General features: G+C 71.9%; 20 protein-coding genes. 5 read left to right on the forward strand and 15 right to left on the reverse strand.

Going from position 1 to position 21,594, the window contains the following annotated elements:
- From I5G_RS22715 to I5G_RS14530, 9 genes are all read right to left on the reverse strand, one after another.
- Positions 1 to 946: LLM class flavin-dependent oxidoreductase (locus I5G_RS22715; RefSeq protein WP_022879695.1), on the reverse strand; the 946-nt coding region annotated here is incomplete at its 3' end.
- Positions 943 to 1,929, reverse strand: coding sequence for a ketopantoate reductase family protein (locus I5G_RS22720; RefSeq protein ID WP_022879696.1), 987 nt, complete (start codon positions 1,927 to 1,929; stop codon positions 943 to 945). The genes I5G_RS22715 and I5G_RS22720, both read right to left, overlap by 4 nt.
- Positions 1,926 to 3,038 (reverse strand): LLM class flavin-dependent oxidoreductase, encoded by a 1,113-nt coding sequence (locus I5G_RS22725; RefSeq protein ID WP_022879697.1) that lies wholly within the window; start codon positions 3,036 to 3,038, stop codon positions 1,926 to 1,928. The genes I5G_RS22720 and I5G_RS22725 overlap by 4 nt, the downstream gene beginning before the upstream one ends.
- Before the next feature lie 30 nt (positions 3,039 to 3,068).
- Positions 3,069 to 4,688, reverse strand: coding sequence for an ABC transporter ATP-binding protein (locus I5G_RS22730; RefSeq protein WP_022879698.1), 1,620 nt, complete (start codon positions 4,686 to 4,688; stop codon positions 3,069 to 3,071).
- Between the two features lie 4 nt (positions 4,689 to 4,692).
- Complete coding sequence (locus tag I5G_RS14510) at positions 4,693 to 5,541, reverse strand: ABC transporter permease (protein WP_022879699.1); 849 nt, start codon at positions 5,539 to 5,541, stop codon at positions 4,693 to 4,695.
- The gene (locus I5G_RS14515; protein WP_022879700.1) at positions 5,538 to 6,557 is read right to left on the reverse strand and encodes an ABC transporter permease; all 1,020 of its coding nucleotides are present in this window, start codon (positions 6,555 to 6,557) and stop codon (positions 5,538 to 5,540) included. Before I5G_RS14515 ends, I5G_RS14510 begins: the two co-directional genes overlap by 4 nt.
- A 17-nt stretch (positions 6,558 to 6,574) precedes the next feature.
- On the reverse strand, positions 6,575 to 8,221 hold the full coding sequence (locus tag I5G_RS14520; RefSeq protein WP_022879701.1) for an ABC transporter substrate-binding protein: 1,647 nt from the start codon (positions 8,219 to 8,221) through the stop codon (positions 6,575 to 6,577).
- A 226-nt stretch (positions 8,222 to 8,447) separates the two neighbouring features.
- On the reverse strand, positions 8,448 to 9,590 hold the full coding sequence (locus I5G_RS14525; protein WP_022879702.1) for an acyl-CoA dehydrogenase family protein: 1,143 nt from the start codon (positions 9,588 to 9,590) through the stop codon (positions 8,448 to 8,450).
- A 180-nt stretch (positions 9,591 to 9,770) separates the two neighbouring features.
- Positions 9,771 to 10,646 (reverse strand): LysR family transcriptional regulator, encoded by an 876-nt coding sequence (locus I5G_RS14530; RefSeq protein ID WP_022879703.1) that lies wholly within the window; start codon positions 10,644 to 10,646, stop codon positions 9,771 to 9,773.
- A 180-nt stretch (positions 10,647 to 10,826) separates the two neighbouring features.
- Between I5G_RS14530 and I5G_RS14535 the strand changes: the two genes are divergently transcribed.
- On the forward strand, positions 10,827 to 11,189 hold the full coding sequence (locus I5G_RS14535) for a carboxymuconolactone decarboxylase family protein (protein WP_022879704.1): 363 nt from the start codon (positions 10,827 to 10,829) through the stop codon (positions 11,187 to 11,189).
- Complete coding sequence (locus tag I5G_RS14540; protein ID WP_022879705.1) at positions 11,182 to 12,042, forward strand: sulfurtransferase; 861 nt, start codon at positions 11,182 to 11,184, stop codon at positions 12,040 to 12,042. Before I5G_RS14535 ends, I5G_RS14540 begins: the two co-directional genes overlap by 8 nt.
- 1 nt (position 12,043) lies before the next feature.
- On the opposite strand, the gene I5G_RS14545 is transcribed toward I5G_RS14540, so the two are convergent.
- On the reverse strand, positions 12,044 to 13,369 hold the full coding sequence (locus tag I5G_RS14545; RefSeq protein WP_022879706.1) for an NAD(P)/FAD-dependent oxidoreductase: 1,326 nt from the start codon (positions 13,367 to 13,369) through the stop codon (positions 12,044 to 12,046).
- A 48-nt stretch (positions 13,370 to 13,417) separates the two neighbouring features.
- Here I5G_RS14545 and I5G_RS14550 point away from each other — a divergent pair, with 48 nt between their 5' ends.
- The gene (locus tag I5G_RS14550) at positions 13,418 to 14,050 is read left to right on the forward strand and encodes a LysE family translocator (RefSeq protein ID WP_022879707.1); all 633 of its coding nucleotides are present in this window, start codon (positions 13,418 to 13,420) and stop codon (positions 14,048 to 14,050) included.
- Positions 14,051 to 14,087: 37 nt separating this feature from the next.
- Here the strand turns inward: I5G_RS14550 and I5G_RS22735 are convergent, their stop codons facing one another.
- Positions 14,088 to 15,449 carry an HNH endonuclease signature motif containing protein gene (locus tag I5G_RS22735; protein WP_239642551.1) on the reverse strand — a complete coding sequence of 454 codons (1,362 nt, stop codon included), beginning with the start codon at positions 15,447 to 15,449 and terminating at the stop codon, positions 14,088 to 14,090.
- A gap of 302 nt (positions 15,450 to 15,751) precedes the next feature.
- Complete coding sequence (locus I5G_RS14560; RefSeq protein WP_022879709.1) at positions 15,752 to 17,143, reverse strand: amino acid permease; 1,392 nt, start codon at positions 17,141 to 17,143, stop codon at positions 15,752 to 15,754.
- Positions 17,144 to 17,618: 475 nt separating this feature from the next.
- On the opposite strand from I5G_RS14560, the gene I5G_RS14565 reads away from it, so the two are divergent.
- Both I5G_RS14565 and I5G_RS14570 read left to right on the forward strand, forming a co-directional pair.
- The gene (locus tag I5G_RS14565; RefSeq protein ID WP_022879710.1) at positions 17,619 to 18,182 is read left to right on the forward strand and encodes a hypothetical protein; all 564 of its coding nucleotides are present in this window, start codon (positions 17,619 to 17,621) and stop codon (positions 18,180 to 18,182) included.
- 235 nt (positions 18,183 to 18,417) lie between these two features.
- Positions 18,418 to 19,038 (forward strand): histidine phosphatase family protein, encoded by a 621-nt coding sequence (locus I5G_RS14570; protein ID WP_022879711.1) that lies wholly within the window; start codon positions 18,418 to 18,420, stop codon positions 19,036 to 19,038.
- A 13-nt stretch (positions 19,039 to 19,051) separates the two neighbouring features.
- Here the strand turns inward: I5G_RS14570 and I5G_RS14575 are convergent, their stop codons facing one another.
- The 3 genes from I5G_RS14575 to I5G_RS25960 all read right to left on the reverse strand — a co-directional run.
- Complete coding sequence (locus I5G_RS14575) at positions 19,052 to 19,732, reverse strand: ABC transporter ATP-binding protein (protein ID WP_022879712.1); 681 nt, start codon at positions 19,730 to 19,732, stop codon at positions 19,052 to 19,054.
- Entirely contained in the window at positions 19,729 to 20,592 is an 864-nt protein-coding gene (locus tag I5G_RS22740; RefSeq protein WP_022879713.1) for an ABC transporter ATP-binding protein, read from the reverse strand. The genes I5G_RS14575 and I5G_RS22740 overlap by 4 nt, the downstream gene beginning before the upstream one ends.
- The coding region (locus I5G_RS25960; RefSeq protein WP_022879714.1) for a hypothetical protein at positions 20,592 to 21,594 on the reverse strand (1,003 nt) is incomplete at its 5' end. The genes I5G_RS22740 and I5G_RS25960, both read right to left, overlap by 1 nt.

A 21,594-nucleotide genomic window follows, 5' to 3' on the forward strand; every position in this document is an offset into this window, starting at 1 on the left:
ACGCGATGAGGTCGTCCGCCTCGGCGACCGCGGGGTCGGCGAGCAGTGTATCGATGAACGCCGACGGGTCGCCGTGGATGACGGGACTCATCGTGTACGCACCGGGCGGCGCCGCCGTCGGGGCGACCGCACCCCGCGGCCGCGACGCGGCGGGACCGTTCGCCCGTCGATCGGCGTCGTACGCGGCGTAGCGACGCGCCCGCTCGGGCGACGTGGTCGGAAGGATCGACCGGCTCACCGACACCCGCGCACGCTCGACGCTCGGGTGGAGGCCCCGGAAGACCTCGATCGCCGCGCGCTGCTCGGCCTCGTACTCGGCGATGTCGCCGGTGAGGATGGTGCTGAGCATGAGGTTGATCCCGCGCTGCCCGACCCGCTCGGCCGACGCGATCGACCCCGCTCCGTACCAGGTGCGCGCGAGCAGGTCGGTGCTCGCGCCGCGCACGGTGAGCGGATCGCCGTTGGGCGCGGTGCCGACGGCTTCGCCGCGCAGCGCTCGGAGGAAGGCATCCAGTCGGGTGAGTGACTGCTGACGTCCGTCGTTCGGCTCCTGCCCGAACGCGCGATCGAATCCGCCGAGTCCCGTTCCGAACCCGAGCTCCAACCGGCCGCCGCTGAGATGGTCGGCGGTGGAGGCGGCCTCGGCCAGCAGGACGGGGTCTTCGTACCGGATGCCGATGATCGCGGTGCCGAGCCCGATGCGGGTGGTGTGCTGGGCGACGACCGGCAGGAACACCAGCGGCGCCGCCAGGTAGTTGTCGAAATGGCGCTGGTACACCCAGCCCCGATCGAAGCCGAGGTCCTCGGCCTCACGGAACAGCGTGATGCCGTCCTGGAGGCCCTCCGCGGCGCGCCCCGACTCGAAGGGGACGCGGGTGTGGAAGCCGATGTTCAGCTCGCGGCCCGACACGCTCGCGGGCGGCACCGAGACCGTGGGGGCGCTCACGAAGCCACCCCCGTCCGGGCGGCGTGGGCGACCTCGGCCGGCAGGGGCACGCGGCCGGGACGGTCGCCGCGCGCGGCCAGGACGCCGAGCGCGCGCTGGATCGCCTCCGCCAGCGGCACCGTTTGTCCGGCCTGGCGGGCGAGCAGTACGAGGTCGCCGACGAGATAGTCGCTCTCGATGCTCGTTCCGCGCTCGAGGCTCTGCCACGTCGACAGGCGTCCCGGCACGTGACCGGGGACGTCCTCGACGGGGAGGAACCCCTGCTCGGCGGGGGCGACGGCCAGGTCGAGCCGCGCGAAGAGGGCCTCCGCTTCGCGCCGCAGCGCGTCGGTGGCGGCATCCCGCTCGTCCGCGTCGACGGCGAAGACCTCGACCACGTTGCGCAGGTTGCCGAGGAGCTTTCGCCGTTTCGTCGCAGCGATGTCGTCGACGACGGATGCCGCGAAGCCCGCGCGTGCGAGATCGTCCCGGACCGTCTCGACGAGAGGCGCACCCGCGGCCGTCGCCGCACCCACGCGGGCGACCCCGATCGTCGGCCACGAGGGCGAGACGACCTCGCCCGGACGTAGGTGGCTCGCCGCGATCCCGACGGAGACGCCGACGACCGCGGCCGACCGCCGGGTGGCGATCGCTTCCGCGGACAGTCCGTTCTGGAGCGTGACGACCGGGAGGTCGGCCACGGCTCCGCCGCCGCTCAGCGGCCGCCACGCGATCGCGGCCAGCGCCTGTTCGGCATCCTGCGCCTTGACGGCGAGCACGACGGAGTCGCCCTCGGCCGGCTCGGCCTCGTCGATCGAGCCGACGACGTCGACCCGCACCGTCTCGTCACCTCGCGGGCGGCGGACGGTCACGCCCCCTTCACGGATGACGTCGAGCGCCGCACCCCGGGCGACGAGCACGGCCGGGATCCCCGCCGCCTGCCACTGGGCAGACAGCAGGGCCCCGAGCGCACCCGCGCCGACGATGAGTCGGCGGCCGATCACGCGACGTTCCGTCGCCCGAACACGATCTCGGGGTCGATGCCGCGGCGCGCGACCTCCTCGCGCACGAGCGGGATGACCAGGCGACCGGCATCCACCGCGTCGTTCAGGTCGCCGAGGGTCGGCAGCGACACGATGTCGGCGCCGAGTTCGACGTACCGGACGATCGCCTCCGCCACCGTCACGGGCGAACCGACCAGGAGCGACGACGCGCCGCCGGATCCGGCGACCCCGCGCGGGGTCCAGAGGACGCCGCCGTCGTGCTCCTCGGCCTGCTCCGAGATCTCGCGCAGGCGCACGGAGCCGATGTTCGTGCGGTTGAGGTCCTGCACCTTCTCGTAGAACGGGCGTGCGGCCTCGAGGATGCCACGGGCCTTTTCGCGCGCGAGGGCGTCGGTGGCGGCGACCACCGGGCGGAACGTGACCCAGAACCGGAGGCGGTCGGTGCGTCCCGCGGCGCGGGCGTGCGCGTAGACCCGGTCGATCTGCTCGGCCGTCTGCGCCAGCGGCTCGCCCCACAGCGCGAAGATGTCGGCGTGCGCCCCGCCCGATGCGTAGGCGAACTCGCTCGAGCCGCCGAGCGACACCGGAAGTGCGCCGCCGGAGAACGTCTGATAGCCGGGGCCGAAATCGTCGAAGCGATAGAACTCGCCCTCGTGCGAGAACGGCTCCTTCTCCGTCCACACTCGCCGCAGCAGCTGGATGAACTCGGACGAGCGGCGGTAGCGCGCCTCCTTGTCGAGGTAGTCGCCCTGGCGAGCCTGCTCGTCGTCGCTGCCGCCCGAGATGATGTGGATGAGCGCGCGCCCGCCGGAGAGCTGGTCGAGGGTCGAGAGCCCCTGTGCGGCCACCGTCGGGAACGCCGAGTTCGGGCGCACCGCGACGACGGTCTTCAGCTTCTGGGTCGCGGCGAGGACCGTCGCGGACAGGGCGTACTGGTCGGCGCTGGCCGAGGCGTACGGGATCAGCGTGTAGTCGAAGCCGAAGGCCTCGATCGTGCGGGCGTAGTGCCGGAGCCAGTCCACGTCGATGGGCGTGGTGAAGGTGTTGCCGCCCGGAGCGACGGACCCCGGGGGACGGCTGCCGACCATGTTGACGAATTCGACGGGCATGAGAGTTCCTTTCTCGGAGAACGGGAGAAGTCAGACCGTGACGGGCACGGCGGGTCGGATGCCGCTCGGGTCGGGGACCGCGGCGACGAGAGAGCGGGTGTACGCGTGCTGCGGGTTCTCGAGCACCTCAGCGGCGGCGCCGTGCTCCACGACGCGGCCGTGACGGAGCACCGTGACGGTGTCGGCGATCTGCCGCACGAGCGCGAGATCGTGCGACACGAACAGGTAGGTGAGTCCCCGCTCGACCTGCAATCGCGCCAGCACGTCAAGGATCTCGGCCTGCACCGTGACGTCGAGCGCGCTCGTCGGCTCGTCGAGCACGAGCACGTCGGGTTCGAGGACGAGGGCGCGGGCGATCGCGACACGCTGGCGCTGACCGCCCGAGAGCGCGGCGGCACGGCGACCCCACAGGTGCTCGCGCAGGCCCACGGCGGTCAGCGCCGCACGGGCCGCTGCGCGCCGCGCGCGCCGGTCGCCGACGCGGTACCGGTCCAGGGGCTCGCGGACGAGGCTCTCGACGTGCCACGACGGGTCCAGCGACGTGAACGGGTTCTGGTACACCAGCTGCAGGTGGCGCCGCACCGCGCGGAGGTCCGCGCGGGACCGCCCGTGCACCGACTCTCCCGCGACGCGGAGGTCGCCGGCATCCGGAGTCTCGAGCCCCAGGAGGAGCCGCACGGTGGTCGTCTTGCCCGAGCCGGACTCGCCCACGAGCGCGTGCGTGCTGCCCGCCGCGACCTCGAACGAGACGTCGTCGACGGCGCGCAGCTCCTCGCCGCCGACGCGGAACGTCTTCACGACGTCCGACACCCGCACCGCGGGGCGGGCCGGATCGATGCGACGGCCGGCGAGGACGGCGCGGTAGCGGTCGGGCGACAGCGCGGGGACGTCGGCGCGCAACGCGGCGGCGTACTCCGACCGCGGGGCGGTGAAGACCTCGGCCACGGGTCCCGCCTCCTGGATGACCCCGTCCCGCAGCACGACGAGGTCGTCGGCGCGCTCGGCGGCGAGGGCCAGGTCGTGCGTGATGAGGAGCAGACCGATGCCGAGGGACGTCCGCAGCTCGGTGAGGAGGTCGAGGATCCGCTTCTGGATCGTCACGTCGAGGGCGCTCGTGGGCTCGTCGGCGACGAGCAGCGCGGGTTGCGGCAGCACGGCCAGCCCGATGAGCACTCGCTGGAGCATGCCGCCCGAGAGCTGATGCGGGTACGAGCGGTACACGCGCTCCGGGTCGGCGAGCCCCACGCGCTCGAACACGTCGAGGATGGCGGCACGGCGGCGCGCGGCATCCCGCTCTCCGGTGAGGGCGGCGGCCTCGTGGGCCTGCGAACCGATCGTACGGACGGGGTTGAGGGCGGATGCCGGGTCCTGCGGGACGAAGCCGAGTCGACGCCCGCGCAACGGACGGAACCGGGCGAGGGACAGCGCGAGAACGTCGTCACCCTCGAGCAGCACGCGCCCCTCGGCGCGACCGGAGTCGCGCGGGAGCAGGCGCAGCACGGCCTTCGCGATGGTCGACTTGCCGGAGCCGGACTCGCCGATGAGGGCGAGACTGCGCCCGCGCTGCAGGTCGAACGACACATCGGTGACGACGCGACGCCCGCCGTACGACACCGACAGGTCGCGGACGGAGAGGAGGGGTTCGGTCACGGCTTCAGTCCTTCGCTCGCAGCCAGCGGCTGACCCGGTTGATCGAGAGCACGACGGCGACGATGACCGCCGACGGGGCGTAGACGAGCCACGGGCTCGACACGAGGTAGTCCTTGCCCGCCGAGACCAGCAGTCCCCAGTCGGATGCCGGCGGCGGGTCGCCGTAGCCGAGGAAGGCGAGTCCCGCGATCACGAGGATCGACACCCCGAACTGCAGCACGGCGAGCGACAGCACGGACCGCGAGGCGTTGGGGAGGACGTGCGTCAGCAGCACGTGCCACCGCGAGCCGCCCTGCAACTGCGCGGCCTCGACGTACACGGTGCCGCGGACCTTGAGCGCTTCCGACCGCATCACGCGGGCGAAGACCGCCACGGCCGAGACGCCGGTGGCGATGGCGGCGTTGATGGTCTCGAAACCCAGCGAACTCACGACCACGACCGCGAGGAGGAAGCTCGGGATCGCCAGGAGCACGTCCACGACGCGGGCGGTGACGACGTCGACCAGTCCGCCGAAGAACCCGGCGACGAGTCCGAGCAGTCCGCCGACGACGACGGCGATCCCCACCGCGACGAGGGCGCTCAGCACTGACGATCGCGTGCCGTAGACGACGCGCGTGAAGAGGTCACGGCCCAGGTTGTCGGTGCCGAACCAGTGCGCCGCGCTCGGTCCGAGGAGCTTCTCACCGGTGTCCCCGACCACGGGATCGGCGGACGTGAACAGCGACGGAGCGAGGGCCCACGCCGTGACGATCAGGATGATCGCGAACGCCAGGACCACGGCGACCGGGATGCCGCGGCGGCGACGTCCGACGGAGTCGGCGCCCGCGAGCACGGGTGAGAGGACGGCGGTCATCGGACGCTCGCTTTCTCGGGAAGCTTCTCGGGAAGCGCCTCGTCCCCGGCCGGGGCCGGCACGGCGGCGCGGCGGGGCTCGAACAGCGAGACGCGCGGGTCGAGCAGGGGATAGAGGAGGTCGGCGATGAGGTTCACGGCCACGAACACGACCGCGGCGAGCGCCACGACGGCCTGCAGCACCGGGAGGTCCTGCGTCGTCACGGCCGTCTGGACGACGCTGCCGATCCCCGTGCGACCGAAGACCGTCTCGGTGATGAGGGCGCCGCCGAGCAGCTCGCCCACGGTGAGCGCGATGATCGTGACGACCGGCAGCGCCGAGGGCTTGAGCAAGTGGGCGAAGAACAGGCGCGCCCGCCCGAGCCCCCGGGCGTAGGCGACGACCGCGTAGTCCTCGCCGAACTCGTGGTCGAGTCCGGTGATGAGCACCTGCGCGATCTGGGCCGACACGGGGATGCCGAGCGCCACCGCCGCGAAGAACGTGGCGACCGGGGCATCCGGGTCGATCACCGAGAACAGGCTGAGCTGGAACGCGAAGACGTTCAGCAGCAGCAGACCGATGACGAAGTTCGGGACCGAGAGGAACAGGGCCGGAACCGACCGCAGCAGCTGCGCCGCCCGACGCGGGAGCACTTGGGTGCCGTACGCGAGGGCGAACGCGAGGACCAGGGCGACGCCCAGCGCCGAGGCCGCCAGGGCGAACGTCGACGGCAGGGCGTCTCCCACGATGGTGGCCACCGGCTGGCTGGACCTCAGCGAGATTCCCAGGTCGCCGCGGACGAAGCGCCCGAGCGCCTCGACCAGCTGCACCCACACCGGGCGGTCCAGTCCGTAGAACTCCACCATCTTCTGGATCTGGTCCTCGGTGAAGCCGTTCTCGGGGTTGCGCAGGGTGCTCGTCAGCGGGTCGCCGGGGAGCACGCTGATCACCACGAAGGTCAGCACGTAGGCCAGCAGCACCACCACGACCGCTTGGCCGAGGCGCTTGGCCGCGAAGACCGGATAGGCGGAGTTCATCTCGGACGTCCTACGTCTTACTTCTGCAGCCAGGCGGTCGCGTAGTCGGCGATCGCGACGCCGTTGTACGTGACGCCCTGCAACTTCGGGCTCTGGACGTAGATGCGCTGCACGATCTGCGTGATCGGCACGAACAGACCCTGCTGGAGCACGTACGTCTGCAGCTCGTCGACCGCCTTGGCGCGCGTGTCCTTGTCGGTCGCGCGGGCGATGCGGTCGCGCAGGTCGTTCAGAGTCGTGTCCGTCTGGCCGAGACCGAACCAGTTCTCGCCCTTGTTGGCGTCGGTGAGGATGCCGGCGACCGTGCCCACGTCGATGAAGGACCGGGTGACCTCGTACAGCGGCGTGTTGGGACCGACCTTGACCTTCTCACCGAAGGTGGACACGTCGTACGTCTGCACCGTGACGTCGAAGCAGAGGTCGCCGAGCTGCTGCGACAAGAGTTCGTCGATCGACGCGGACGTCCCGAGGTAGGGGTAGGCGTAGAGGGTCACGGACAGGGGCTGTCCGTCCTTGGTGCGATTGCCGTCGGCGCCCTTGACCCATCCGGCCTCGTCGAGGAGGGCGGCCGACGCCTTGGGGTCGTACGCGAAGTCGGACGAGTGTTCGGTCGCCTCGGGGACGCCGCTCTGGATGAAGCCCTGCGCGGCCTCCCACCCGTCGGTGTAGACGGTGTCGAGGATCTGCTGGCGGTCGATGCCGTGCTGGAGCGCCTGGCGCACCTTGACGTCACCGAACGGTGCCGCCTGCACGTTGACGGCGTACCCGTTCGTGAAGCCGAGGTAGCGCGGCAGGCCCGCGACGAAGCCCTTGTCGGTGAGGCTCGCGATCTCGCTCGGCTGGACGTTGTAGATGACCTGCGCCTGGTTCGAGCTCAGCGCGCCGATGCGGGTGCTGGACTCGGCGACCTGCTTGTACGTGAGCGTGTCGAGGTAGGCCGGGCCCGTGTGCCCGAGGGCCTCGGGTCCCCAGTTGTAGTCGGCGCGCTTCTCGAGCACGACGTCGTCGCCGTCGGCCCAGCTCTTGATCGTGAACGGACCCGAGCCCGAGAAGTTGTCGAGGTTGCCCTGGTCCTGCTTGCTCAGGGCGAGGGTCTTCGGCGAGACGAGGATCGAGCCGTGGTACCCGAGGGTCGGGATGAACCCGAGGGTCGAGGCGGAGAAGGTCACGGTGACGGTCTTCGCGTCGACGGCGGTGGCCTTCTGGTACGTCTTCGGGAACAGGCCGATCGGCGCGATGCCCTTGTCGGGGCTGCCGAACGCCCAGTAGTCGAGGTTCGCGACGACCGCGGCGGCGTCCAGCGGCGTGCCGTCGGAGAACGTGACGCCGTCCCTCAGGTGCAGCGTGAACTCGGTGGCATCCGTGTTCTGGTCCCAGCTCTCGGCGATCCAGGGCGAGACGGCGCCCTTGTCGTCGACGTAGACGAGCTTGTCGGTGACCTGGCCCCAGATGTTGCCCTGGTAGCTCGAGATCGAGCTCTCGTTGGGCACCCAGCTCGTGCCGAGCGAGTTGATGAGGAAGACGACGTCGCCGCCCTCGGTGGGAGCGGCGCTCGTGGGGGCGGCCGCGGTCGTCGTGCCGGCGCATCCGGCGAGGAGGGTCAGGGACAGGGCGAGGGCGGCGCCGAGGGCGGCTCGCCGTCGGCGCTTCAGGGGCTGTGACATGGGCTGTGTTCCTTGGTCGGGGCCGACCGCCGGGCGCGGTCGGGAACTCTCCAGCGAGTCTCAGCGGGCCGCGCGGGAGCGTCCAACGACGAGGGCGGATGAGAAACGATCGGTGCGGATGATGGATGCCGAAACCCCCGGGATCCGCGGGATTCCGGGGGTTTCGAGGGTTCCGGGGCCGATCGTGCGCCCGCGCGGGCGGCGGCTCCGATGACGCCGTGTTGCGTCAGACGCCGAGGACCTTCCGTCCGGCGCCGAGCAGCGCCTGGTCCTCCTGGGGCGGGTGCACGCGCGAGGACAGCACGTCGCGCAGGTGACGCTCGAGGGGGTTGTGGCGACTGAGGGCAGGATTGCCCAGCGCGGCGAACGCGGCTTCGACGGCGGCGATGGCCGAACGGACGATGAGGACCTTCGCCAGCGGGACGCGGGCGACGGCGTCGGGGTCGCCGCCCACCGCCTTCTCGGTCACGCCGTACAGGAGCGTCTCGGCCTGGACGAGCTGAGCCTCGATCTCGCCCGCGACGGTCTGGATGCGCTCGGTCGTCGCGATCGGTCGCCCGAGGCCCGCGGGGACCCGGTCGTGGGCGAAGCGCGTGAAGAAGTCCTGCGCGGCACGGGCGACGCCCACGTACAGGGCGGCGTGCGTGAGGCCGAGGGCGCTGGCCTGGGCCGCCGGGTCGCGGTAGACCCCGGTGTAGGGGATCTCGAGGAAGTGGTCGGCGGGAGCCTCGACCCCGTCGTAGACGACGTCGTGCGTGGAACTCGCGCGGAGCCCCAGGTGGTCCCACGTCGGGATGATCGTGATCCCGGGGGCGTCGCCGCGGACGATCAGGTGGCCGACGCGCGGCTCCGGGTCGTCGGTCTTCGCCCAGACGAGGTGGTAGTCGAGACCGGTGCTCGCCGTGACGTAGGCCTTCCGCCCCGTGAGGGCCCAGCCGGTCGCCGTGCGGCGGACCGTGGTCGCGGGGAGCCCGCCGCGCGCCGGGGCGCCCAGCTCGGGTTCGGCGCGCGCGGTGTTGATCGAGACGGGACGCTCGGCCGTCTCGGCGATGACCCGCTCGTACAGGTGGGCGGGCCACACGTCTCGGTCGATCTGCGCGATGTGGGTCGCGAGCGTGTTCGCGACGATGAGGGCGACCGAGGGGTCGCCGCGACCGATCGCCTGCAGGATGCGCAGGCGCTCGAGGGCGTCGACCTCGTCACCGCCGAAGCGGGCGCCGATCACGGCCTGGAACACGCCCGCCCGGTGGACGGCATCGAGACCCTCGGCGGGGAAGTCGCCCGAGCGGTCGTAGCGCTCGGCGGTTTCGGCGACGGCAGAGGTGAGGGCGTCGAGGTCGACGCGCGAGAGGGTCGGGGAAGCAGTCATGCTCCCCATGCTCCGCGCGCGGGAGCGGTCGCGTCCAACAGCGATCCGCGAACCGCATCCATCGGGGTTTCCGATGAGCCGGGGGGGCGGGGGTGCCGGATGCGGGGGCCGGGGTGCGGGCGGGGGGGCGGGTTCGGCGCGGGGTGCCTGCGTGGGGGCGGGGTTCCGGGTTCCGGGGCGTCAGGCCGAGACGGCGTGGATGTGCCGGCGGACCGAGAAGAACCCGTCGAGGGATGCCAGAGCCGCCTGCTCCACGTCCGGTTCCAGCCCGCGCCGCGTGATGAGCCGCACGAAGATGCGGCCGAGGTCGGGGAAGTCGCGTCGGACGACGAGTCCGGCGGGAGCGCGGCCCGCGGTGGGGAGCACCGCGACGCCGAGCCCCGCGCGGGCGGCGGCCATGACGCCCTCGAGGCTGCCGGACTCCGCCGCGATGTCGACGCGCGCGCCGATGTCGCCGAGCTCCTGCAGTGCGCGCTGCCGCATGCCGCACGGCTCGACGTACGCCACGAGCGGCACGGCCTCCCCATGTGCCGGCGGTTGCCACGACGGCGACGCGTACCAGTTGAGCGGAAGCTCCCCCACCTCGACGCCCGCGACGGTCGAGCCCGTGTCGAGCACGACCGCGAGGTCGATGGTGCCCTTGGTCACGGCATCCGTCATCTTGGTCGAACGGTCGATGTGGAACTGCACCTGCCGGTCGGGGAACGCGCGGCGGAGGGTCCCGAGGAGCTCGGGCAGGATCTGCTCGGCGGCCGTTTCGGTCGAGCCGACGACGATCGTCCGGGCGCGCGTGACGTCCAGGCGTGCCAGGGCTTCGTCGTGCACCGCCAGGATGCGGCGGGCCTCGGCGAGCAGCTTCTCGCCCGCGAGCGTGAAGCGGGCGCGGCGCCCGTCCCGCTCGACGAGCGGCTGCTGCAGTCGCTTCTCGAGCGACCGGACGTGCTGGCTCACCGTCGGCTGGCTCATGTGGAGAGCCACCGCGGCACGGCCGAATCCTCCGCACTCGTCGATCGCGACGAACGTGCGGAGTTGGATGATGTCCAGGGTCTCGGCCATCCCTGGACGATAGACGCGCGCACGCCTCGCGCGCTCGCGCGAGGTCACGCGCGTTCACATGGCATCCATCGCGCCCGGCGATGAGTGGTCATCACGGACCCGGCATTGCTCGATCGCGGGCGCGGTTCCTAGGCTCGGACGGGTGCGCGCCCACGGAGCGGCGCGCGACAGGAGTGAGAGATGAGCGACTTCTTCGACCGCGAGGGAGACCGCGCGTACACGCGGGACTACAAAGAGACGACGCCGGACGTGCTGGCGGCGTTCACGGCCTTCAACGACACCGTCTTCGCGCCCGAGGGTCGCGAGATCCCGCTGAAGTTCCGTGAGCTCATCGCCCTCGCCGTGGGCATCACGACGCAGTGCACGTACTGCATCGACGGTCACTCGCAGGCCGCCGTCCGCGCCGGCGCCTCGAAGGCCGAGCTCGCCGAAGCCGCCTGGGTCGCGACCGCGATCCGCGCCGGCGGGGGGTTCGCGCACGGCCGTCTGGCGTTCAAGCTGTCCGGCATCCACGACCACGACTCGGTGCACGCGCATGTCTGACGTCCTCGTCACCGCGACCGAACTGCGCGACGCCCTCGCGGCGGGGCGCTTCGCCGACGGCGGTCCCGTGCGGGTGCTCGACGTGCGCTGGCGCCTCGACCGTCCGGACGGGCTGCCCGAGTACCGCGACGGTCACATCCCCGGCGCGCAGTACGTCGACCTCGACCACGAACTCGCGGCGCACGGCGAGCCCACCGAGGGTCGGCATCCGCTTCCGCCCGTCGAGGCACTGCAGGAGGCGGCCCGGCGCTGGGGCATCGACGACGGCGACACGGTCGTGGTCTACGACGACCTGAAGAACCTCTCGAGCGCGCGCGCCTGGTGGCTGCTGCGCTACGCCGGTGTCGCCGACGTGCGCCTGCTCGACGGGTCGCTCCGCGCGTGGACCGACGCCGGGTTCGACGTGGAGACGGGGGATGCCACGCCCCCCGCGCCCGGATCCGTGACGCTGATCTACGGCGCGCTGCCGGTGCTGCCGCTCGACGACGTGGCCGGGTTCGCCGACGGCGGCCTGCTGCTCGACGCGCGTGCGGGTGAGCGCTACCGCGGCGAGGTCGAGCCGATCGACCCGCGGGCCGGCCATGTGCCGGGGGCCGTGAGCGCACCGACCACCGAGAACGTCGGCGCCGACGGGCGCTTCCACGACCCGGACGCCCTGCGCGCCCGCTTCACCGAGCTCGGTGCGCTGCCCGGCGTCGAGGTGGGCGTGTACTGCGGCTCCGGCGTGACTGCGGCGCACCAGGCGGTCGCGCTGACGCTCGCGGGTTTCACCCCGCGGGTGTTCCCGGGGTCGTGGAGCCAGTGGTCCAACCACCCGGAGCTGCCCGTCGCGACCGGCCCCGAACCGCGCTGAGTCAGGCCCACAGCTCCTCGATCGGCACCGCGCGGCCGAGCACGTGCTCGGCGGCGCGGTGCCCCGAGAGCAGGGCTCCCGGAACCGTCGCGGGGTCGTCGCCCCACGTCGCTTCACCGGCCAGGTGCAGGACGCCGCCGACGGGTGCGGCGAGTTCGTCGTGGTCGGGACCGACGGACCCGGGCTTCATGTAGCTGTAGGAACCGCGGGCGAAGGGGTCGTCCTGCCAGCGCGTGACGACGACGCTTTCGGGCTCCGGGATGCCCTCGCCGTACAGGCGCCGCAGTTGCGCCACGGTGGACGCGGCGATCTCGTCGTCGGTCCAGTGCCGCGTGGCGACCGCCGCCGGACCGGCGGCGAAGGTCAGCAGCGCCGCCTCGTCGTGGATGCGACCCAGGTCGTACCAGGAGTGCCACCACTCCCCCTCGTCACCGAACTGGCGGATGCCATAGACCCCGGCATCCCAGAACCGCTCGGGGAAGCGCAGCACGACCTTCTCGAAGGCATTGGCCGCGAGAACGCCGAGCACGCGCTGGTGCGTGTCGGGAAGCGGGGGCGTGATCGTGACGTCGCCGGACTTCAGGACACCGATCGGGAGCGTGACCACCGCCGACGCGCCGGAGAACGTACCGTGGTCGGTCGTGACGGTGACCCCCGCGTCGGACCAGTCGATCGCAGTGACGACGTGCTCGAGCCGGACGTCGAGCCCCGCGGCGAGGTTCGTGGCGAGTTCGTCGTAGCCGCGCGGGAAGACGACCTCGATCCCGTTGACGGTGTCGTCGTCGAGGCCGTGCGCCCCGAGCACCGACATGTGGACGCCGTACTGCTCCTCGGCGCGGCGACCGTTGTATTCGCGCACGCGCTGCGCCCTCTCGGGCGCCCAGTCGCGGGCGGCGAGCGCCTCCTCCACCACGTCGGCGTAGGTGGCATCCGGAGCCGAGCGAGCGATGACGTCGACGAGGTCGGCGTTCAGGGCACGGACGTCGTCGGCGAAGGCGCGGATCTCGTCGGGATCGAGTCGCTCGCCCTCCGGACCGAAGTAGGTCAGTGGCCGGCTGTCGGGCTGGTAACCCCCGACGGTGAACTCGGCCATCGGCATCCCGAACGCGCGCGCGGCGGCCTCGACGGGGCTGTCGTCGATGCCGTGGATCCAGGACGCCCCGCGGTCGGTGACGTGGTGCCCGTCGCGCTGCGAATGGACGCGACCGCCCACCCGGTCGCGGGCCTCCAGAACGACGACGCACTGCCCCGCGCGGGTCAGGAGCCGGGCGGCCGACAGTCCGGCGACGCCCGCTCCTACGACGACGGTGTCGAATTGGTCTTGCATGACGGCTCCCTCGGGTAGACGACCGTGTGACGAGGCTAGTGTGAGCGCATGATTCCATGGGAGAACCTGGTGGCGTTCGTGCTCGCCTCCGCCGTGATCATCGTGATCCCAGGGCCGAGCGTGCTGTTCGTCATCGGCCGGTCGATCGCCCTCGGGCGCCGGGCCGGAGTGCTCAGCGTCGTCGGCAACTCCCTCGGCACGATCCCCGCGGTCATCGCGGTCGCCTTCGGCGTGGGCGCGATCGTGGCGTCGTCGGTCGTCGCCTTCACCGTCGTGAAGATCGTCGGCGCGGTGTACCTGGTGTGGCTCGGCATCCAGGCGATCCGGCACCGGCGGGACGGCGCCGCCTTCGCGGCGGTCGGGACCCGCTCGACCTGGACCCTGCTCCGCCAAGGGATGGTCGTCGGGGTGACGAACCCCAAGACGATCGCGTTCTTCGTCGCCGTGCTGCCGCAGTTCGTGGCACCCGCGGCCGGACCGGTCTGGGCGCAGATGCTCGCGCTCGGGCTGCTCTTCCAGGCCATGGCGTTGGTCTGCGACAGCACGTGGGCGCTCGCGGCCGGGACGGCTCGGGCGTGGTTCGCGCGGTCGCCGCGGCGGATCTCGGGGCTGGCCGGGGCCGGTGGGGTCATGATGATCGGGCTCGGCGGCGCGCTGGCGCTGACCGGGGCGAAGAGCTAGCCGGGGCCGGGAGCGGAACGCGGCGCAGGCACGCCCGTCAGTCTTCCGGTGCGGGTGGCCGCTCCCCCGCCTCCCACGGCGGCGGGTCCTCGGCGAAGCGAACGCCCTGCACGGCCGCGCCCGCGGGATACGGATCGGCGAAGTCGGTGTAGACCCGGCCCGTCGGTGAGGTCCATTCGATGACCCCACCGTCGAGCTGTCGGACCTTCCAGCGCGTGAACTGCTTCTGGCTGTGGTGGCGCTGGCAGAGGCACGCGAGGTTGCTCACGTCCGTCTTTCCACCGAGCGCCCAGTCGGTCGTGTGGTCGATCTCGCAACGGATCGCGGGGGCCGTGCACCCGGGCCATCGGCAGCGCCGGTCACGGGCCCGGAGGTGGCGATCGATGGCCGCGGTCCGGGCATACGTGTCGGTGTGGAGGACTGCCCCGCTGACGGGATGGGTGATGACGCGATCCCAGGGGACGGACGTCGTCTCGGCGAGAGCGCGAGCGGTGGCCGCGTCGATGGGTCCGCGCCCGACGAGGTCAGCCGGAGCCGTGTCCTCTTCGGACGGGGAGAGCATCGTCAGCGCCGGAACGACGACCTGCACCCGCGCGCGGATCTTCCCGAGCGTGCCCGGCCCGTCGCCCGGCCCCGTCGTGTCGACTGCGGGGTCGCCGGTGAGGAGCATGTCGGCGAACACATCGGCGCGGACCTCATCGATGGTCCGGGTGTCCGCCTCGGGCGGGACGGGCCCGGCGACGGGATCCCCGTCGGCGCGGGCATCGCGGGATGCCCCGACCCGCGCATCCACGATCACACGAGCCTGCTGCGTCAGCCGGTCGTGAATCGCGTCGGCCAGCACCGTCGGGAGTGTCGCGATCAGGTCGGACATCCCGTCCGCACCCGGAACGACCCGAACGCACCGCGCCTCCCGGCCCGCACGGTGCCGTTCGGTGGCCGTCCGCGGGTGCAGGCGGTGCGCCACCACGGGCAGTCGACTCCTCAACCGCCCCGGACTGGACGCCTCACGCGCCAGCGCAACAGCGGACCGGTCGAACTCGCGCCGGCGATCGAGCGGCAGCGCAGCACCACATTCGGTGATCACTCGCACGTGACGGCGCGAGATCGCCCCCGCCTCCCACGCCCCCACGACCGACGGATACGAGTCGACGAGAACCATCGCTTCGTCGATGTCGCGTTGAACCGTCCGATCCGAGAGGCGACATGCCGCTGCTATCTCGGACGCAACCTCCCTCATCGCCATGTCGGATGCCCGCACCGACGCGCGCGCCGAGGCCGCGGCATCCACCGGGAACTGCCCCGCCGCAGCGAGTGCCCGCACCCGAGCGACCTCCGCGGCCGCCAGCGCCGCCTCGGCCGCGACGACATCGGCCACGAGGTCGGCCAGAACCCTCACATCCCCCACCGGAACTCCACGGTCGGCTCCCGACGACGACGCGGGGCTGCCAGGATCCGGTGCGGAAGGATGTCCATGCTCGGGCTCCCCGGACGGCTCATGCGCGCCGGGCGAAACATTCGAAGACATATTCGAAGGCTAGTCGAGCGCCGAATATTCCCCCAGGCCAGGCGCACAATCTGTGAACAACTCGCGCACGCCCGCAGCTGTGGAGGAACAGTCACGGCATCCACAGCGACACAGGCCGAAACCCCGTCGCGCCCGCCGGCACCCCCGAAAACGCACCCGCGCGCGCCCCCGCGTCAGTCGACCTCGTCGACCGGCGCCTCTTCATTCACCGGCACCGGCCGCGCCCCGCGTCGGCCGTAGCGCAGCCAGAAGTACCCGTAGCAGAGCAGGACGAACGGGATGCCGAAGTACAGCGCCGGAGCCTGATCGGGGTCGAACGCAATCGCGACGATGGATGCCGTCAACAGCACGAACGCGAGGATCGGGACCGCGGGATAGAACGGCGTCCGATAGGCGAGAGTCGACGGATCTCCCCCGCCGCGGACGAACGCCCGGCGGTGGAAGAACTGCGCGGCGACGATCGACATCCACACGGCCACCGCCGCGAACCCGGCGATCGACACGAGCACGAGGTACACGGTCTCGGCCGCGATCACGCTGGAGATCAGCGACACGAGCCCGATCGCCAGGCTCACGAGGAGCGCGACGATCGGGATGCCACGCCGGGTGAGGCGCGTGAACGTGCGCGGCGCATAGCCCTCCTCGGCGAGCGAGAAGAGCATGCGCGCGCACGAGTAGAGCCCGCTGTTCCCCACCGACAGCAGCGCCGTGATGACGACGAAGTTCATGATGTCCGCCGCGTACGGAACCCCGACGTACTCGAAGACGTCGACGAACGGGCTCGAGCTGAGGCCCGCCTTCTCGTACGGCAGCAGGGCGGCGATCACGGTGATCGACAAAACGAACAGCACGAGGAGTCGGAGCACGGTCGAGCGGAGCGCACGCGGGATGTTGCGACCGGGGTCCTTCGTCTCTCCCGCCGCCACCCCCACGAGCTCCGCGCCGCTGAAGGCGTAGAACACAGCGAGCGAGGTGATCAGCACGCCCCCGAGCCCCGCGGGGAGCAGTCCCTCCGGGGTCATGAAGTTGCTGAAGAGCACGGCCTCGTGCGGCGACGACGACAGTGGGGTGAACCCGAAGATCGCCAGTCCGCCGAGCACGATGAGCGCGACGATCGCCAGCACCTTGATGAGCGAGAACCAGAACTCGGTCTCGCCGAACACGCGGGCCGAGATGGCATTGAGGGTGAACAGCACCGCCGCGAAGACGAGACACCACACCCACACGTCCACGCTCGGGAACCATCGCTGCATGAGGATCCCGGATGCCGTGAACTCCGAGCCCAACGCGACCACCCAGCACAGCCAGTACAGCCACGCGGTGGCGAAGCCCGTCGCCGGCCCCATGGTGCGCGCCGCGTACACGTGGATCGACCCGGACACCGGGTAGACGACCGCCAGCTCGCCCAGGCACACCATGACGAGCCACACGACGAACGCGCCCAGGAGGTACGCGAGCACCGCGCCGAGGGGTCCGGCCTGGTGGATCGTGTATCCCGAACTGAGGAAGAGCCCCGAGCCGATGACCCCGCCGAGGGCGATCATCACCAGGTGTCTGGCATCCATCGCCCGACGAAGGGAGCGCGGCGGCGCCGTCGCGGTGGTGTCAGTGGGCAGGGCGGACGAACCCGGGGAGGTTGTCATCGGGGGACTCGCAATCGTGGAGAGGCCGGGAGCGGGGGCTCGCACGGCCGACCGTTCGGCTCTCGGACCGAATCACGGCGCACGCCAGGGTAACGGATGCCGGGAACCCCTCGGCCGCGGGGCGAGAGCCGATCAGCCGCCCGCCGCGCGCCGAGGCGGTATCGAACCACCCCCGGAACCGTCGCGGGCAGGTTCGCCCGATTCGTCCAGAACGCTCACACCTCGCATCCAGCGGAAGATGAGAGTCCTGCCATGAAATCGCTCCCAACTGATGAGCCCGGTTGATCCGCGGCAACGGGCAGAGAAACGTCGAGGGCAACGCGTCCCGCCACGACGACGGGGCGGTCGGCAGAGACGAACGACGGATCTTCGGATCCGCACGACGATCGGAGACATCGTGACCGAGAGCCAGCCCACCGAAACCGAGACCCAGTCCCCCCGCCGTCGACGCCGTCTGCTCGGCGGCACGGCGGCCTCCGTCGGACTCATCACCGCGATGCTCACGGCCGGGTCTCTCCCCGCGCAGGCGGCGTGCGAGGAGTCGGGCCAGTGGCTGTTCAGCCCGGAGACCGAGAGCGCCGAGTCGCTCGTCTCCGCGGGGCCGCCTCAGTCCAACTACAACGGCACCGGCTCGACGGCGTCGACGACGTTCAGCGCCCAGGCGTCTGCGACGGTGGAGGCGAGCGTCAGCGGAAGTGCGAACGTCAGCCTGGATGCCAAGCTCGCGAGCATGTCCGCGACCTACGGCACCTCGTTCTCGGCGAGCCTCACGGCAGGCCTCGGCAACGACATCACGATCGACATCCCGCCCGGGCAGACCGGCAACGGAGAGTACGGCGTCTACACGGTCACGGTGACAGGGACCGAGACGCTGTACGGCCCGTCCTGCGAGGCCGTCGAGAGTCGCACCTCGACCGTCACGTCGCCGGTGCGGGTCGGCTGGAACACCTGGCTGTCATGACGGGCGCGGCCGAACTGATGAGGACGCTATGAAATCACGAAAAGATAACGGCTCCTCTTCCGCTCCGTTATCTCACCGTTATAGAGTGCTCGCACGGTAGTTGTTTTGCTGTGGCAGCTACCGGACATGTGATTGCAGGACACTCTGGTGCAGGGAAAAGGGCCGGTCGACACGCCTCGACCGGCCCTTCGTCCGTCTCCGGCCGCTGCCCCCTCCCGCGAGGGAGGATGGGTGAGTGAAAGATGAGGATCTGACCGACCCCGACGGGCGCCTCGTGCTCGTGCGCCACGGCGAGACCGAATGGAGCCGCACCGGGCGGCACACCGGACTCACCGACATCCCGCTCACCGAGACCGGTGCGTACAAGGCCGAACTCGCCGGCACCCTCCTGGCGACACGGCACTGGGACCTCGTGCTCACGAGCCCGCTCCAGCGGGCGGTCGAGACCGCCGCTCGCGCCGGGTACCCGCGCGCCGAGCTCGAGCCGCGCCTGGTCGAGTGGGACTACGGCGCGTACGAGGGACTCACGACCCCCGAGATCGACGCGCAGCTGGGCCGCCCGTGGACGATCTGGCAGAACGGCGCCCCCGCGGGCGCGACGCCCGGCGAGACCGTCGAACAGGTCACGACCCGTGCGGAGTCGCTCCTCGACGAACTGCGCCCGCGCGTCCGCGCCGGCGAGCAGGTGCTGCTGTTCTCGCACGCCCACTTCCTGCGGGCACTCGCGGGCGTCTGGCTGGGCCTCACCGCCGCGGGCGGACGCTACTTCGTGCTCGGCACCTCCGCCGTCAGCGAGCTCGGGTTCGAGCACGGCACCGAGGTCATCACGCAGTGGAACCACGTGCGCGGACGCTGACCCGGCGCCGCAATCAGGCCCCGACGAGGCGGCCGTCGTGGATCTCGACGACCCGGTCCGCGGCGTCGGCCACGGTCGGATCGTGCGTCGCGACGAGCGCCGTCATCCCGTCGCGCCGCGCGCGTTCGCGGATCAGGGCGACGATGGATGCCGCGGTCACGCTGTCCAGCTGCGCGGTCGGTTCGTCCGCGAGGAGCACGCGCGGACGGTGCACGAGCGCCCGCGCGACGGCGACCCGCTGCTGCTGACCGCCGGAGAGTTCGTCCGGACGCTGACCGGCGTGGTCCGACAGCCCCACGGCCTCGAGCATCTCGGCGACCCGGAAGCGCCGTTCCCGCGCTGCCGCTCCGCGAGCGCGGAGCGGCAGCTCGACGTTCTCGGCCGCCGTCAGGAACCCCACGAGCGGGAACTCCTGATCCACATAGCCCAGGGCCGTGCGCCGCAGCTCCGCCACCTCGCTCTCGGGCGCGCCCGTCACCCGCCGGCCGCCGATCCACGCCTCCCCCGCGTCGGGATCGTCGAGGCCCGCGGCGAGCCGCAGGAGAGTGGTCTTGCCCGAGCCCGACGGCCCCCGGAGCACCACGAACTCGCCCGCCCTCGCCGTGACGTCCGCGGCGACGAGCGCCGTCGTCCGCGCTGCGCCGACCCCGAAGGTCCGGGTGAGCCCCGTCAGCCGAATCGTCTCGTCGCTCATCTCTCCTCCTCCGACGGCTCGACGCGGACGTGATCGCTCTCGAGCTGCAGGCGCACCCGGTCGCGCATGCCGAGGCGGTCGATGTGCTCCCGCGGCAGCTGCAGGCGGCCCGCGCGGTCGAGCACCGCATACTCTCGCGCGTGGTCGCCGACCTCACCTCCGCGCCACACCTCGACCGCCGTCCGCCCGTCCCGGATGCCGACCGTCCGGCGCACGTGGTCGGCGACACCGGCGTCGTGCGTGACGATGAGCACCGTCACCCCCGACTGCTCGTTCACCTCGCGCAGCGCCTCGAGCACCTGCGCGGAGTTCGCGTCGTCCAGCTCACCGGTCGGCTCGTCGGCGAAGAGCACGCGGCATCCGTTCGCCAGCCCCAGAGCGATCGCGGCGCGCTGCCGCTCGCTGCCGGTCACCTGCCCCGGCCGCCGGTCCGTCACGGCGGTGACGCCGAGCAGGTCCAGTACCTCCGCCGCCCGTGCCGCGCGCCGGGCGCGGGGAACGCGCCCGACCGACAGCGTCAGGTCGAGGTTCTCCGCGATCGTGAGGTGCGGAAGGAAGTTGCGGCCCGTCTGCTGCCACACGAAGCCCGCCGTCGTCCGGCGGTACTCCGCGCGCTGCCGCGCGGATATCGCGAGCAGGTCGTGACCCGCGACACGGGCGGTGCCGGCGCTCGCAACGTCGAGGGCCGAGAGGATCGCGAGCAGCGTCGACTTGCCGGACCCGGACGCGCCGACGATCGCGGTGAGCTCCCCGCGCTCCACCCGCAGGTTCAGTCCCTGCAGCGCCTGCACCTCCACCCCCGCCCCGCGGTAGATGCGGACGAGGTCGACGCATTCGATCTCGGGTGCCGTGTGCTCCATCAGTCCTGCCCTTCTCTGCGTCGGCGACCGCGTCGCGCGGCGATCACCGCGACCCCCACGGACACCCCGACCACGACGGCGGCGACGGCCGCAGCCGCGCCCACCGTCGTGGGCACCACGATCGACGGGATCTCCGCCGCGATCCCCAGCCGTTCCCCGAGGCCGCCCGCCCCCGCGACCACGACGATCGTCGCCCACCCGACGCCCCCGCCGAGCAGCGCGGCCGCCGCAACCAGCGGAACCGACTCGGCGAGCACGAGTCCGCGCGCCCGCGTCACACCGATCGCCGACAGAACGGCGGCCGTGCGTCGCCGTTCGGCATCCGCGGCGAGCGCATCGAAGACCGCCAGCGCGAGCGCGGCCAGCACCGCCACCGCGGACGCGCCCACGAGCACGTGGGAGAGAGCGGATGCCGTGGGGAGAGCGGCGCGGCGGGCGGCCTCGCTCGCGACGTCGACGATGTCGGCATCCGGCCGGTCGGCACGCAGGTGGGCGGCGAAGCCGGCGATGTCGACGCCGGGCTGCACGCGGATCAGGTCGCATACGGAGTCGGCGGGCGCGTCGAGGGCGTCGGCGAACGCGGCGTCGACGAGCACCCACGCCGGATCGGCGGTCGGCAGAGCGTCGTCGGGGGCGACGGCCGAGGAAGCCACCGGGCGCCCACCCACCTCGAGGTCCCCCGCCAGGACTTCCGCCGCTGAGGCGGACAGGATCACCGGCGCCTCGACGCCCGCCCCCGATGGCGCCGGGATCGTCAGCTGCACGCGGCGGAGGTCGTCCATGTCCGCTGCAAGGACCGTCACGGCGCGCAGCCGCCCGTCGTCGGTCACGGGGATGCCGGACAACGTGCGCAGCGAAACGGACGCGGCCGTGCCCGCGGGGAGGGCACCTCCGGCGCCGCCGCACGCGCGCACATCGGCGCCGACCGTCCGCTCCGAAGGGTCCGCGATGCCCGCGTCCGCGACCTGCAGGAGACCTAAAGGGGAGGTCAGCGTGGCCACG

The organism is Microbacterium sp. B19, from assembly GCF_000333395.1.
Taxonomy (GTDB): Bacteria; Actinomycetota; Actinomycetes; order Actinomycetales; family Microbacteriaceae; genus Microbacterium.

Excerpts from the sequence above, each read along its gene's own strand:
- I5G_RS14560 (WP_022879709.1), bottom strand. The coding sequence starts at position 17,143 with ATGGATGCCAGACACCTGGTGATGATCGCCCTCGGCGGGGTCATCGGC.
- I5G_RS14525 (WP_022879702.1), bottom strand. The coding sequence starts at position 9,590 with ATGACTGCTTCCCCGACCCTCTCGCGCGTCGACCTCGACGCCCTCACC.
- I5G_RS22725 (WP_022879697.1), bottom strand. The coding sequence starts at position 3,038 with ATGCCCGTCGAATTCGTCAACATGGTCGGCAGCCGTCCCCCGGGGTCC.
- I5G_RS14550 (WP_022879707.1), top strand. The coding sequence starts at position 13,418 with ATGATTCCATGGGAGAACCTGGTGGCGTTCGTGCTCGCCTCCGCCGTG.
- I5G_RS14515 (WP_022879700.1), bottom strand. The coding sequence starts at position 6,557 with ATGAACTCCGCCTATCCGGTCTTCGCGGCCAAGCGCCTCGGCCAAGCG.
- I5G_RS14575 (WP_022879712.1), bottom strand. The coding sequence starts at position 19,732 with ATGAGCGACGAGACGATTCGGCTGACGGGGCTCACCCGGACCTTCGGG.
- I5G_RS14530 (WP_022879703.1), bottom strand. The coding sequence starts at position 10,646 with ATGGCCGAGACCCTGGACATCATCCAACTCCGCACGTTCGTCGCGATC.
- I5G_RS14520 (WP_022879701.1), bottom strand. The coding sequence starts at position 8,221 with ATGTCACAGCCCCTGAAGCGCCGACGGCGAGCCGCCCTCGGCGCCGCC.
- I5G_RS14535 (WP_022879704.1), top strand. The coding sequence starts at position 10,827 with ATGAGCGACTTCTTCGACCGCGAGGGAGACCGCGCGTACACGCGGGAC.
- I5G_RS14510 (WP_022879699.1), bottom strand. The coding sequence starts at position 5,541 with ATGACCGCCGTCCTCTCACCCGTGCTCGCGGGCGCCGACTCCGTCGGA.
- I5G_RS14545 (WP_022879706.1), bottom strand. The coding sequence starts at position 13,369 with ATGCAAGACCAATTCGACACCGTCGTCGTAGGAGCGGGCGTCGCCGGA.
- I5G_RS22740 (WP_022879713.1), bottom strand. The coding sequence starts at position 20,592 with ATGGAGCACACGGCACCCGAGATCGAATGCGTCGACCTCGTCCGCATC.
- I5G_RS14540 (WP_022879705.1), top strand. The coding sequence starts at position 11,182 with ATGTCTGACGTCCTCGTCACCGCGACCGAACTGCGCGACGCCCTCGCG.